General features: G+C 38.1%; 15 protein-coding genes and 1 pseudogene. 10 read left to right on the top strand and 6 right to left on the bottom strand.

Features of this window, described 5'->3' with window-relative positions:
- Positions 1-166: 166 nt before the first annotated feature.
- Together M2R48_RS01850 and M2R48_RS01845 are read left to right on the top strand one after the other, a co-directional pair.
- A complete protein-coding gene (locus M2R48_RS01850; RefSeq protein WP_105714013.1) occupies positions 167-880 on the top strand; it encodes a hypothetical protein in 714 nt (237 codons plus the stop codon).
- A 205-nt stretch (positions 881-1085) separates the two neighbouring features.
- Positions 1086-1739: a hypothetical protein gene (locus tag M2R48_RS01845; RefSeq protein ID WP_262084915.1), complete on the top strand. Its 654-nt coding sequence runs from the start codon at positions 1086-1088 to the stop codon at positions 1737-1739.
- A gap of 153 nt (positions 1740-1892) precedes the next feature.
- Here M2R48_RS01845 and M2R48_RS01840 read toward each other — a convergent pair whose 3' ends face one another.
- Both M2R48_RS01840 and M2R48_RS01835 read right to left on the bottom strand, forming a co-directional pair.
- Positions 1893-2849: a 2-hydroxyacid dehydrogenase gene (locus M2R48_RS01840; protein ID WP_262084914.1), complete on the bottom strand. Its 957-nt coding sequence runs from the start codon at positions 2847-2849 to the stop codon at positions 1893-1895.
- Between the two features lie 35 nt (positions 2850-2884).
- The gene (locus tag M2R48_RS01835; RefSeq protein ID WP_004818708.1) at positions 2885-3583 is read right to left on the bottom strand and encodes a TetR/AcrR family transcriptional regulator; all 699 of its coding nucleotides are present in this window, start codon (positions 3581-3583) and stop codon (positions 2885-2887) included.
- Between the two features lie 84 nt (positions 3584-3667).
- Here M2R48_RS01835 and M2R48_RS01830 point away from each other — a divergent pair, with 84 nt between their 5' ends.
- Together M2R48_RS01830 and M2R48_RS01825 are read left to right on the top strand one after the other, a co-directional pair.
- Positions 3668-4771 carry a fatty acid desaturase gene (locus M2R48_RS01830; protein WP_262084912.1) on the top strand — a complete coding sequence of 368 codons (1104 nt, stop codon included), beginning with the start codon at positions 3668-3670 and terminating at the stop codon, positions 4769-4771.
- A gap of 122 nt (positions 4772-4893) precedes the next feature.
- Complete coding sequence (locus tag M2R48_RS01825; RefSeq protein WP_262084911.1) at positions 4894-5337, top strand: hypothetical protein; 444 nt, start codon at positions 4894-4896, stop codon at positions 5335-5337.
- A 77-nt stretch (positions 5338-5414) separates the two neighbouring features.
- Here M2R48_RS01825 and M2R48_RS01820 read toward each other — a convergent pair whose 3' ends face one another.
- A complete protein-coding gene (locus M2R48_RS01820) occupies positions 5415-6704 on the bottom strand; it encodes a hypothetical protein (protein WP_262084910.1) in 1290 nt (429 codons plus the stop codon).
- Between the two features lie 89 nt (positions 6705-6793).
- Here M2R48_RS01820 and M2R48_RS01815 point away from each other — a divergent pair, with 89 nt between their 5' ends.
- Both M2R48_RS01815 and M2R48_RS01810 read left to right on the top strand, forming a co-directional pair.
- Entirely contained in the window at positions 6794-7570 is a 777-nt protein-coding gene (locus tag M2R48_RS01815; protein WP_262084909.1) for a class I SAM-dependent methyltransferase, read from the top strand.
- A 29-nt stretch (positions 7571-7599) separates the two neighbouring features.
- Positions 7600-8157, top strand: coding sequence for a hypothetical protein (locus M2R48_RS01810; RefSeq protein WP_262084907.1), 558 nt, complete (start codon positions 7600-7602; stop codon positions 8155-8157).
- A gap of 91 nt (positions 8158-8248) precedes the next feature.
- Here the strand turns inward: M2R48_RS01810 and M2R48_RS01805 are convergent, their stop codons facing one another.
- A complete protein-coding gene (locus M2R48_RS01805; protein WP_262084906.1) occupies positions 8249-8656 on the bottom strand; it encodes a protease inhibitor I42 family protein in 408 nt (135 codons plus the stop codon).
- Positions 8657-8735: 79 nt separating this feature from the next.
- A pseudogene (locus tag M2R48_RS01800) lies at positions 8736-9221 on the bottom strand (hypothetical protein); the annotation flags it as partial.
- Between the two features lie 287 nt (positions 9222-9508).
- On the opposite strand from M2R48_RS01800, the gene M2R48_RS01795 reads away from it, so the two are divergent.
- Complete coding sequence (locus tag M2R48_RS01795; protein ID WP_154129282.1) at positions 9509-10132, top strand: class I SAM-dependent methyltransferase; 624 nt, start codon at positions 9509-9511, stop codon at positions 10130-10132.
- A 204-nt stretch (positions 10133-10336) separates the two neighbouring features.
- Here the strand turns inward: M2R48_RS01795 and M2R48_RS01790 are convergent, their stop codons facing one another.
- Positions 10337-10804 (bottom strand): Holliday junction resolvase-like protein, encoded by a 468-nt coding sequence (locus tag M2R48_RS01790; RefSeq protein WP_262084903.1) that lies wholly within the window; start codon positions 10802-10804, stop codon positions 10337-10339.
- A gap of 129 nt (positions 10805-10933) precedes the next feature.
- Here M2R48_RS01790 and M2R48_RS01785 point away from each other — a divergent pair, with 129 nt between their 5' ends.
- The 3 genes from M2R48_RS01785 to sodC all read left to right on the top strand — a co-directional run bounded on the left by M2R48_RS01785 (position 10934) and on the right by sodC (position 13640).
- Positions 10934-11578, top strand: coding sequence for a ParA family protein (locus M2R48_RS01785; RefSeq protein ID WP_004718222.1), 645 nt, complete (start codon positions 10934-10936; stop codon positions 11576-11578).
- Positions 11579-11678: 100 nt separating this feature from the next.
- Entirely contained in the window at positions 11679-12797 is a 1119-nt protein-coding gene (locus tag M2R48_RS01780) for an AI-2E family transporter (RefSeq protein ID WP_262084902.1), read from the top strand.
- 288 nt (positions 12798-13085) lie between these two features.
- Positions 13086-13640 (top strand): superoxide dismutase family protein, encoded by a 555-nt coding sequence (gene sodC / locus M2R48_RS01775; RefSeq protein WP_004718225.1) that lies wholly within the window; start codon positions 13086-13088, stop codon positions 13638-13640.
- Positions 13641-13730 lie beyond the last annotated feature (90 nt).

The raw sequence follows: 13730 nt of genomic DNA, 5'->3' as shown, positions 1-13730 counted from the left end.
CCAAAAACATCTGGCCGTAACATTCATTCACAATTCTTACACTATTGTTAAAACTCTGTAGATAAGCTGTTGCTGTTTTATCTCAAAGGCTATTTTTATACATATTTCACATTATTATAGGCAACACTCAAACTTGAACTCATTCAGGTACAGGATAAAACTAATTATGAAAATGCTTAAAACAACAGTGATCGCCACAGCACTTCTTGCCAGCTCTCCTCTTTTTGCCAATACAGATGTAAGTGCAAATGCTTCTGCTGAAGTTGGAACCAATGGAGGTATTCTTAGCAACATTGGTCAAGGTATCCATAACACAGCAGATAAAGTAGGTAATGGTCTAGAAAAAGGTGTTGATAAAACCCGTGAAGTGTCCAAAGACGCTTGGGATGGCACTAAGAATACTGCTGCTAAAGTAGGTACAGGTCTCGAAAAAGGTGTCGATAAAACCCGTGATGTGTCTAAAGATGCGTGGGATGGCACTAAAAATGTAGCTGATAAAGTCGGGACTGGTGTGGAAAAAGGTGTCGATAAAACCCGTGATGTATCTAAAGATGCATGGGACGGCACTAAACATGCTGCTGATAAAGTCGGGACTGGTGTGGAAACAGGCATAGACAAAGGTAAAGTCGCAACGAAAGGTGCGTGGGAAAATACCAAGAAACTGAGTTCTGAAGCGGGTCATAACACCAAAGAAGCTGCTGTTAAAGTGAAAGACAAAACTAAATCAGCAACAAGTAAAACTTGGCAAAAAACCAAAGATTTAGTTAAACCAAAACCAGCAAATACAGGTGCAAAAGTAAATTCACAAACTCATGTAAAAACACCAGTAGGTAGCGCTAAAGTCGCCGTATCTACAGACGCTAAAGTTGCTACAAAATAATTTAAATTTAATGCCCATTTAAAAAAGCTCACTTAGGTGAGCTTTTCTTATACATCTGCCAGTAATTTGGTATGCAATGTATACATATGTTTTCTTGCTGTAGGATTTTTCTTTCCATTTTACTTTTTATCTAAATAAAACAGTATGATAATCCCAATTAGCACTGAGCGAATCGCTACAATCATCATAAAGGGATCAAAACATCATGAAGATGATCAAAAGTCTATGTGTGATCACTGCAATACTTGCAACACCATCACTCTATGCGCAAACCAATACTCAAAATCAAACCCAGCCATATGGTGATAATCCAAATATTTTTAAAGTATTGGCACATAAGACCGGTGAAGCTGTACAGAATACCGCTGAAAAAGTAGGTGATGCGACCGAAAAAGGCATTCAAAAAATTAAACCAGCTTTGGATGAAACCATTGAAAATACAAAAAAATATACTACTGAAAAAGCCACTGAGGCTCGTGATAGTACTCGCCAAGGCATCGATACTGCTGTAAAAAAGGTTGAGCAAACCAAAGATCGGGTGATGGGTAAAACCAATTTAAATGTTCCGATTGAACAAGGCAGCTTAAGCCAATCTTCGACCACACCCAATACGGCGAATACTGTAACTGCTGCAACGACAACAAACGTTCAAAATACGCCGATCACCACACAACCTGTTCAACCCGCAGTTCAAAATCAATTACCCAACAATGCGCAACAAGAACCTGAAATTAAAAAACAGTCATTACCAATCGAGAACCAAGAGCATGATGTCAACGCCAATGCCACAGGCTCAAAAGACACCAACTCAACCAATACGCAAAGCTCAACAGATGATGAGGTTGGTGTACCAAGATAAGCAGCTAAACACACTTAATCCGTCGATCTCCACAGCTTGCGCTACCTATGCTCAAGGTGATAGCAATAAAACGAATATAGCTATTTAACGGTGTTTTTTTAAATATGCCTTTTTAATTGCAGCTTTTTTCATTGTGCTTTTTCACTCGGCTCTTTAGCCATTCACCTGACGAATCGCTTTACCCTGCTTAAATGCCTCAACATTTTCAAGCATTTGATTCACAATACGTTGACGTGCATCTACACTGCCCCACGCGCTATGCGGTGTGATAATCAGGTTTGGAATATCTTGTGCAAGTAAAACATTACCTTGTGTCGGTGGTTCAATAGAAAGCACATCTGTTGCCGCACCTGCAATTTTGCCTTGTCTTAATGCATCGGCCAAAGCCTGTTCATTAACGATACCACCGCGGGCACAATTGATTAAAAATGTAGATTTTTTCATTTTATCAAATGCTTGAGCATCAATTAAATCACGTGTTTCATCTGTTAGAGGACAATGCAGAGAAAGAAAATCGACTTGAGTAAGCAACTCGACAAAAGGTGTCCGATCCTTATGCGTTGGTCTATTAGGTAATGATGCGACCAAAATTTTCATTCCAAAAGCGTCTGCCAACTTGGCAACCGCTTGACCAAGCTCACCATAGCCAATAACACCAAGAGTTTTTCCAGATAATTCAACTATTGGAAAATCCAGTAAGCAGAAAATTGGCGATTTGTTCCATTCACCTTGTTTAACTGCATACTCATATTTAAGTAAAGATGTTGCTAATGCCAACATTAACGTCAGTGTATGCTGTGCAACTGCAGATGTGCCATAGCCCTGACAATTACACACCACAATACCTTTTGATCGCGCAAAATCTAAATCAATATTGTTGGTCCCCGTGGCCGAAATCAAAATCAATTTTAAATTTTTACATTGTTCCATCGCCTCAGCATTCACAATCACTTTATTGCTGATCACCACGTCTACATCTTGAATCCGCGCTAGAACTTGTTCTGCTGTGGTCGATGGATAAAGTATTAAGTCATCAAAAGCTGCACTTAACTGACTAAAATCCAAATCTTGTTTATCTAAAGATTCATAATCTAAAAATACAGCTTTCATTGCTTTTCCTTAATGATAGAGAGCCAGTTTTACACTTACGAAGCAGATGCTTCTGGGAAACCAAAAGAATTATTCTTTAAAGCCAATAAGTATGCATTGGTCATACGGTAGGCCTCTTGAATAATGGCTTCAGAAATATAGCTTTCGTTGTAATAACCATGCTTCATACAAGTAAAAACCAATTCCATTAAAATCGTCAATGTATCAGGCTCCTGTGGTACATATTCATCGACGTTAATCATTTCCAGTGCTTTTCGGACACCATGACTGACCTTTTTTAATTCTATTTGGTATTCCAAATAAGCTTGCCGGGTAAAAGGTCCACTTAAAATCAACAAGCTTGCTGTTTCAGATTCATTAAAATATTTGGCTGTGGTACGAATCATACTTTCAGAGAGTAGCTGTCCGTATACTTCTATGGCTGCATTTGGATTTTCCGTCAACACTCGAACAGCAGCCTGTCCGAGTTGTTTAACTAAATCATTTAAATGCGTCAGTGCAATATGACGAAAAATATCGTATTTCGTCGGAAAGAACTGATAAATACTGGTCCGCGGAACGCCAGATGCATTGGCAATTTCAGGAATCGAAATCTTTTCAATTCCAATGGATAACAGTAACTCTTGCGTGGTTGCCAGCATCTTATCCATTCTTTTTTGGGAACGTTCTTGTTTTGGTTGGCTCACCTTTTTCGTCATTTTTTTTAAAACTGACGTTGACGTTATTTTAATCATCAGATAATCTCTCATAAAAAACCAACAAATGTTGGTTTTAAAAAACTTCCTTGTCGTACTACAAAAATATAGAGGAAACCGAAAATGAATTTACCCCTTTCCGATGTACAAATGTCCATACAAAGCAAAACTAAACTTTTTGCTGATCCAGAAGATGAACAACGTAGCCACCGAATTCGTAAAGCAATTATGGAAGCTGGAAATCAATTACGTGAACGTCATCCTTGGCTGGTTCAGCACCAAGACCAAATTGGCCTAGCCATCCTTGTAACAGCTGTAACAGGGATTATTTTCAATATAACACAATACACTCGTGGGAAAATGCCTTGGTACGTGGCAATTCCGCTTTCTGCATTTTGGATGTCGCTCTTACACGAACTAGAGCATGATCTTATTCACCAAATGTATTACCGTAAAAACAAAAAAATCAATGATGCTATGTTGGCAGCTGTTTATGCATTTCGCCCAAGTACCATAAATCCATGGATACGTCGCGAGGTACATTTACATCATCACAAATCATCGGGTACCAAAACAGATTTAGAAGAACGTGGGATTAACAATGGTGATCAATGGGGCTTAAAACGCTTGCTGATGACTGGTGACAATATGCTGGCAATCTATTTACGCCCTATCACCATGATGAAAACCACTAAACGTTATATTCATGCGCAGAAGCATTTATCCCAAGCCGATAAACTCAAATTAAAAGCAAAGCTTTCTGCGAGTTATGCACCCTTTGGACATATTCATTATGCCCTATGGCATGGTTTCTTATTGATCAATGTTGCCAAATTGGCAATGAAAGCCACAGGCATAGCACAACCTAAAAATAGCTTATGGATACTTGCAGACAAAACCACAAAGTTTTATGCCGTAAGCATTGCAGCACCAAATTTTTTACGCACTTTAAGCCTGCATTTTACCAGTTCCAATATGCATTATTATGGCGATGTTGAAGATGGCAATATCGTTCAGCAGTGTCAGGTCTGGACAGATTGGCGGATGAAACCTTTACAAGCCTTTTGTTTTAATTTTGCTGGTACACATGCCATTCACCATTTTGTTGTACGTGATCCATTTTATATTCGTCAAGCCATTGCTCAAGACTGCTATCCAGTGATGCAAGAAAATGGGGTCCGTTTTAATGACTTTGGGACGTTTAAACGAGCGAATCGTAGGTTCTAAACTTGATAACTTATATCTACGTCTTATGAGTTGATAGAGACCTCTGGCATGGATCTTTTATATTTTAAAACACCTGATTACGCCTTATAGTGGGTTAAACAATCAACAAAAAAGACCTTACAATGAATTGGACAGCTTATCCGTCACTTATGCTCACTCTACTTGGTTTTGGCTTATATTCACCAGTCTATGCAAAAGCATATGTTTTACAATCAATAAATAACTTAGACGAAGCTGAGTTTAGAAGTTCTGAGGGAAATGAATTTAAACTGATTAAATTAAATCGGGGTTGTCGTATTCAAGCTCGATATTATTTGGAAATGGAAAATCGTGTGTTTAATTATACCTTCCTTCATCAACCACCCATGAAGCAAAAACTGCTCCATGCCACGCAAAAAACCTTCCGTTATCATTATAAAGACGGTGAAGAAGGTTCTCTGGCAGCAGTGACCGATGTTTATCAACATTCCAGCGAAGTCTATAAAGTCAGTGATTTAGACGTTCAAAATGAATTTAAAAAATATACCGCTTTATTTCCAATCGCCTATTTAAAGCAATGTAACTAAAGCCATATCTGTCTATTTAAATAGCTCAAATGTGAAATCGTTAGACACCAAATGATATTTCAGCTCAACCGCTGACTTTAAGCAACTTTAAAGTGGCAAAACTCATTTAAGCTTTCATCATCAAAACTCACCAAACCTTGAATATCGCAACTCATATAAAAGTTTTTATAGGTCAACACATAAAAGTCAGTGGTTTTTTTAATCACAATTGGATTCATATCCAAAGACAAAGCTTCATCTTGCTTAAATAATTTGGTCACACGGCGATCATTCATACAAATCAAATAGGTCTGCTTTTTGATCTCGACTTGTGCCAAACCATTGTTTTCAACATGCAATGGAATAATGTATTTTCCATTCACATCAATCACTTGTTGATCATAGCTTTCTAGCTTTTGCGTGATCACGTTAAATACTAAAATATTGCCAAAACTGTCTTGTAGCTGCGTTTTATCTTCAAAAGCAAAATTGACTTGAATACCCAGTTTCTGCAAATCTTGCTCATCTACTCGTTTATTGGTCAATAAAATACGCGTAATGGTCTGCTTTAAACTGGCATCAAAGAAAGTACTATCCAGTTGGATATCTGTACCTTTTAGAATTTTACCCAAAGCCTCGTTATGTGTCCCCAATAAGTGAGCAATCACACTTCGATAATAAAATTTGCTGTTTTTCTTTACTTCACGAATCTGCTTATAAAAATAAGTTTGATCGTATTCACGTTCAATAAAATCATGTAGTAACGCAGAGTTGGCTAAAACTGCAATCGCATCATGACCAGTATACGGTAAATGTAACGTATGCAATTGAGGGATCAATGGCTTAATTTTTAAATAATGTTCTTTATCATTTTCAAAATAAGGGTCATAAACAATGATGTATTCACAGTCTGCAACGATATCTTGTGCCTGAATACGCATATCCACATTTAATTCAGCATCATAGAAATCTGTATAACGCTTGTCCTCAACCTCTAAAGGGTCGATAGAATATTGCGGAACCATGGCAACAACACGATTCATTTTTAAAGCTTTGGCATATTTGATTGCCGCATAGCCACCCATCGAACCGCCATAACCCACGATATTTTTAAATTGTTTTAAAATGGGATCTAAGTGCTCTAACAATGCAGCCATGCTTGAGGCAGGAAACCAAGACTTCTGTTTTGGCATAATCCCGACCACGGCATAGTTATATTTCATCAAAGACTTTTCAGCATTGATGGAAAGTCCTTTAGCTCTAGAAATCAAGTCACCAAATGACAGGACTAAAGTGTCAGAATCGCCTTGTAAATAGATTGCTCTAATATGATCATCTTCAAAAATTATTTGCTTATCCATTCGCACACCGAGCACTAGCTCTATCATTGGCTGAAATTAAATAAATAGGCACTTGCCTATTGATTGCTTCAAGTGTCATATTTTATAGAGTCTAGTCAGATAAAAAAGCGCAAAATATGACACATTCCCTACATCCTGCTGCTCAAAAAGGCTTCAGTACTGCTGCTGAACTTTATCAACAAGTCAGACCCAATTATCCACAAGACGTGGTCAAATGGTTAAAAGAAGATTTAGCCCTAGGCCCAGATTCAAGCATTGTTGACTTAGGTGCAGGTACTGGAAAATTTCTCCCTTACCTCAAACAAGCAACGCCCAATATTATTGCTGTCGAGCCCGTCACAGAAATGTTGGAACAATTGAAAATAGTACATCCTGATGTACAAACGCTTCAAGCAAAGAGTGATCAAATTCCGTTAGAATCTGAAAGTATTGATGCTGTTTTGTGCGCGCAGTCATTTCACTGGTTTGCCAATATTGAAACCTTGAATGAAATTCACCACATTTTAAAACCTGAGGGCCATCTTGGTTTGATCTGGAACCAGCGCGATGAGACGATAGACTGGGTTAAAGCATTGGCAGATCTGCTCGCGACGATCGAAGGAGACACACCACGTTACCATAGTGGGCAATGGAAATTGGCGTTTGAAAATCAATTTTTATTCCAGCTTGAAACAGCCAAAGTTTTTTCACAAGTACAAACTGGAACCGTGGAAAACGTGGTCAGCAAACGCTTGTTATCCACCAGTTTTATTGCAGCGATGCCAGAACAACAGCAACTCACGCTGAAACACAAATTCGAACATATTGTCTTGGAATATACGGGTAAACATGCGCAAGATGAAATAGACTTCCCTTATGTCACCTATGTTTATAACTTTAGGAAACTGCGCTAATCGAAACGCTTTAATGAGGAATGTTTATCATGAATTTAATACTTCGCCCTTTACTCCTTTCAGGTTTACTTACATCCGTCGTTTTCATGGCAGCATGTTCTCCTAAAGATAGCCCACAGCAAAACAATTCATCTGAACCTAAAGATGCCTCTCAAGAGATCATGGATCAATTGAAAACCAAACCGATTAAAAGCTTTCCAAGTACACCCGATGATGCTCACGATATCGCATTACTTGAAGAATATGATCAGAAATTTACCGAAAATAATAATGCTTTAGAAGCTGACCTAAAAAAACGTGCAACAGATGGCACTCTTACCGAAGAAATAGATCGTCAGCTCAAACGTGATGGCATTGAATCTGCGCTGAATATGCTTAAACAACTGGATCTAAAAACCGAACAAGGACGCTATATTCAAGGGTTACGCTATCAATATTGGGAAAATCAAGCCAAAGTCTATGATGAGAAAAAGCAATCTGCAGATGGTGAACTGAAAAATCCAAGTGATGCAGTCAAAGGTATGGGAGAAATGTTAAGCGCTGATGAGCAACTTGATCATTGGAAACAATTGACTGATAAGCAATAAACAATTTATTTAATCTTCTCTTGTGCCAGAGCAAATGGCACAAGAGAAGAAACGCTGATCATGTTTGAACCAGTACAATTAAAGTGAAATCCTAAGAAACCCGAATACGACAACGCCATTGTTGATCAGGTTGTTTTGAAGATTCCCATGAACGAACGTGCACCAATTCAATATAATCTTGTCCTGGTTTTTCAGCTTTAAAACGGAAAGTCTTGGTACCACCGACACCCACTGCTCCCTCTTCATTATCATTTTGCAAATAGGTTTCTTCTGTTTTAAATATTTTAAGTGGTTGTAATAACTGCCATTGATAACCTGTGCTTGGATTTTCAGGTGCATTGAATACAAGCACTTCACCTACTTTCATATCCATCAAAGTTGGGCACTTTTGTTTCAATGTATACTCATGTGTTTTACCTTCCACTGTAGGACTTGAACTTTGACAAGCGACTAAGCCCAAACTGCAAACCAACAAAGTAAAACCCACTAAAGCTTTCATTTATCACACTCTTTATGATTCAAACTGGCTAAAATTATAGCAAACCTTATCATCTTCTCTGATGTGGCTCAATTTGAATTTAGATATTTTGCTTTTCCAACCACTGAATAGAATTTACCCGAATCAGTTTACACGCCCCATCACCGACACCATTCCAATCCAAAGCAGATTTCCACACCAAATCTTTATCATTCACTTGAACCAAATCACCAGTTAAGCGAACTAAATCGCCACGCTTTACCTGTTTGATTTGTTGAGCAATTTCAGGATTAGCGGGAATAATATGCATATTACTGACCAATTGAGTTGCCAATTGAGCAGGAATTGGTGGTCGAGCCATTTTCCAATTTAAGAAACGATCGTATTGATTGATCGAAATTTGGCGGGCAATTTCAGGCTCAGTAAATAAACCGCGAGTTACTGCATAATCAATTGGAGAAAATTTTGCTTGCTCATCATCCTTATATTCTTTTGAACCGAGAATCCGAAATTCACCATGAAAAGGTTCCAAAACAGAAATCTTCTGATGTTGATCGATTGGTGCTAAACCATTGGCAATATTAAATGCTGGGTTGGCTTTTGAAACTTTAGAAGAATCAGCAGATTGAAAGGCATAGACCTGAAAAGCACTCAGTGCCATCAACGCTGCACAGACTAACTTTTTACTCATATCATGTTCCTCAAACCACACTTAAAAATTGTAAAAATATATAATCCTAGTATTAATATAAAAACTTAAAATAAAAATCGAGTTTCGGTAACAAAATACAGAGATTTCGTCCTATTTTTGTCTTATATTCAAAGCAGGCTTTGGTTAGAATTTAGCTTATATTCCTATAATTGCATACAATGATGATTTATAAATTTTACCAACAACGTATTTTCCCGCATTTGCTCAATCAAGTGATGCAAACACCAAGCATGATGGATGGACGTGCAGAATTACTTGGAAAAGTTCGAGGTGAAGTCTTAGAAATTGGTTTTGGCACAGGTTTAAATCTGCCATTTTACCAAGAGGTTGATCAAGTTTATGCGCTTGAGCCAAACCGAGATGTCTATCAACTTGCTCAAAAACGGGTATTTGATGCACCTTTTCATGTACAACATATTCAAGCCAGCGCAGAAAAGCTGCCTTTTGCAGATCATTCAGTCGAAAATATCGTCAGTACATGGACCATGTGTAGCATTGCCAATTTAGACAAAGCCATTCAAGAAATTTATCGCGTTTTAAAACCTCAAGGGACACTGCATCTAATTGAACACGTTCAATATCATGACAATAACACCTTAAAAAAATTGCAAGATATTTTAACGCCTATACAAAAAGTTATTGCTGATGGATGTCACTTAAACCGTAATATCGAACTTGAACTTTTAAACGCCAATTTTAAGTTTTCTGAAAAATATTATTTTGATGCTGAGGATCTGCCAAAAATTGGACGACGTATGTTTATGGCCAGAGCACACAAGCTTTAAGCTTGCGCCATTGAATAGAATAGAAAATTTGATAGAGAAATTTTAACCTCACTCAATCCCCGTTTAAAACAAGATCGTTTCGACTTTCACCCACAATTTAAAAACAGTGTCCTTTTCACTTGATCTAAAGCAAAATCGAAAAGGACCTTGGTTTTTGATTTAGGCTAAAAATCTACACACTCGATGCAATAACACTTCAACCTTCTAATCGTCAAAATCAATCCGAATCGTTTCAAAGCGTACTCGTCCGTCTTGAATTGCTTGGGCAATCGCCTGTTGCCCTTTGGTCAAACGTGCCCCACCACTCTTAATATCAATCAGCACCACTTCAATATCTTCAGCCAAACCTTCACCATCTCGAAAATCGGTATAACCATCAAACACGACATAATCAATAGGATCACCTAAAAACTTGGCATCACTGGGTAAATAACGAAACTCAGGCATGATTGGTGCCAGTTGTTCCGCCATCTTGCCTTTCAACACAGCACGGCTGGTATTTACACTACGCTTTTGCGCGCTTGCTAAAATCTGCTGATGCTCTAATTCCAACTCAGCAATATATTGCTCATACTCTGCTTTGATTTTGCCATTACGCGTACTTGATAACACGATTGTGGTTAAAACGATGCCAATACATGCACCAATTAACATCGCCATCCAGATGGACATGCTTTTTCCTTTAACTCGATATCTTGCACAATGTAAACAACTACTAAAGTTTTGTCATGTATAACCTATATGCTAAAAATTAATGCTAAAGTAAGGTGAAGGTTAGCTTACAGACTTAATTGATCAATCATGAAAACAATACTTGTTGCAAATTTAAAAGGCGGTTGTGGGAAAACGATTACAGCAATAACATTAGCGACGGCGCTTGCACAAAAAGGCTATAAAGTGGCCTTGGCTGATGCAGATGGACAAAAATCTGCACTGCAATGGTTAAAGCAACGTCCTGACACTGCAGCAACAATTCAAAGTCTGGATTGGCGTCATGAAAAATCAATTGGAGATGCACCTAAAAACTTAGATTATTTAGTGATTGATGCACCAGGTGCTTTAACTGGTGAACATGCTGAGCAATTGATTAGTGAATGCCATGCTGTAGTCACTCCGCTACAACCCTCATTTTTTGATATCGACAGTACCCGACGTTTCCTTAAACACATCCAAGACATTAAAAAAATCCGTAAAGGCAAAGTTTCTGTATATCTGGTTGCCAATCGAATGAAAGCCAACAGCTCAAGCTCGAAAGATATTCAGCAATTCTTTGATAAAATCGAACAAAAACCTGTTGCATGGATATCCGAACGAACTGCCTATAGCCAATTGGCGATGCAAGGTTTAAACGTTTTTGATAAAACCCAAAAGAACTTTTTAACCATTCAAGAACAATGGCAACCCTTACTTGATGCTTTAATAGACGATCCAAGCGATTGGTTCTAAAACCAATTCAAGAAAGATCAGATAAAGTAGGGTTAAAATTTGCCACACTTTATTTTTCAGTTAATATTGAGTCAATCACTCACAATTTTTAGAGTAATTCGTGCAAGATTTCACTTCGAACTTACAACGTATCTTATTGTTTGGATTATTGTTTATCCTTATTTTTCTAGGTTACGATATTCTCAAATACTTCATTGTACCTGTGTTATGGGCATGTATTATTGCCTATATGACTTGGCCAATGTACAAACGCATATTAAGAATGTTTGGTTCGAATCGACCAACCCTCAGTGCATCACTGATGATTACGCTGGTGGTGTTGGTGGTTGGAATTCCACTGACTTTTGCCATTTTTATTTTACAACATGAAGGACGAAATCTTTATTTCGACCTACAACGCCAATTATCTTCAGGTCATTTGACTGTTCCAGACTTTATCCGTGAACTCCCCATCATTGGCAAAGAAGTCAGCCGTACTGTACGTGAAATTAATGCTGATCCTACCAGCCTTTCGCAAACCATTGGTCTATGGATTCAAGGCCATATGAACTATGGTAAATTCGTCTTGAACGAAATTACCAAAAATCTGGTTAAGTTAGGTTTTGCAATCATGTCTTTATTCTTCTTCTATCGAGATGGTCAAACCATTTTGGAACAAGTCAGTAAAGCCTTACAAATGTTAATTGGCCCACGTATTCACCATTATCTTGACACCATTTCTGAAACAACCCGTGCTGTGGTTTATGGTGTTGGTTTAACTGCGGTTGCTCAAGCATTTCTTGCTGGTGTAAGTTATTTTGTTGCGGGTGTTCCAAATCCAATGGTACTCACCATTGTGACTTTCTTGATGGCACTGATTCCATTTGGCCCTCCTGTTGCTTATGGTGCAGTTTCATTATGGCTGTTTTCACAAGGTCAAACTATGGAAGCAATTGGTGTAATGGCTTGGGGTGTTTGTATTGTCAGTACTGCTGATAATGTGATTCGACCTTTGGTTATTTCAGGTGCAACCAAGATTCCGTTCTTGTTGATCATGTTTGGTGTACTTGGTGGATTAGCGAGCTTTGGACTGGTTGGACTGTTTATTGGCCCTGTCATTCTTGCAATTCTCTTGGCCATTTGGCGTGAGTGGTTACATGAAACCACTGAGCCAGAAATCCTAATGCCAGATGCCACGATGGCCTATGACATTGATGATGATCAACTAACAAAACCTTAGCCCAATTCAGGCAAGTGATAATTAAAATTTCAATATGAGTCAATCGTATATTCGCCAATAAGCTTTAATTGGCGAATATACCTTGTATAGCGATCTATATATCGTAGATATTCTGCATAATTATTTTGCTGATTATTTTGTTTATTTATTTTTAGCCAGCATAATCAATGCCAATCAAATTTACTGTTAAATAAATTCATACAATCAGACATTTAATTCACATTGTTTATCAGGCCTTGCTTTGTTTGAATAGTGACTAATCATAATCAAATACTTTGGATGCGTTCGATGACATCTACTTTCTTTAAAACTTCTATACTTTGTACATGTATCGCACTTTTTACAGCGGCATGTAGTACAACAACGGTCAAACCTAAGCTTAAAACACCACTACAAACAGTGGATATGCATGCGGTCTCTGCACAAGGCATTGGTGCAAAAATTGGTACAGTGAGCTTGCAAGATTCTCCAAATGGTTTAACCATCAACACCCAACTTAGCCAATTACCTTCTGGTTATCATGGTTTCCATATTCATGAAAAAGGCTCATGTGCCCCTGCTGAAAAAGACGGTAAAATGGGCGCTGCTTTAGCTGCGGGTGGTCATTTCAATCCACAGAAAACTGGACATGGTACCCCCAATGATGGACATATGGGCGATTTACCTGTACTTAATGTAGATTCAAATGGAAATGCTAAAACAACCTTAATTGCACCACGTCTAAAACTGGCTGATATTCAAGGCTTAGCCATTATGATTCATGCCGGTGGCGATAATTATTCAGACCATCCAAAACCACTGGGTGGCGGTGGAGATCGTATTGCCTGTGGTGTGATTCAATAATTTAAATCATTAGGGTCTGTTGACAATTCGTCTATGTTTGCGACTACGTGTGTTTTTTAGATGATACAAGGCACGAAATATGAAATTTAG

It is taken from the genome of Acinetobacter sp. I-MWF, from assembly GCF_025433935.1.
GTDB classification, from domain to species: domain Bacteria; phylum Pseudomonadota; class Gammaproteobacteria; order Pseudomonadales; family Moraxellaceae; genus Acinetobacter; species Acinetobacter guillouiae.
The sequence above is the reverse complement of the archived record's forward strand: the minus strand, read 5'-3'. Positions and strand labels throughout refer to the sequence as shown.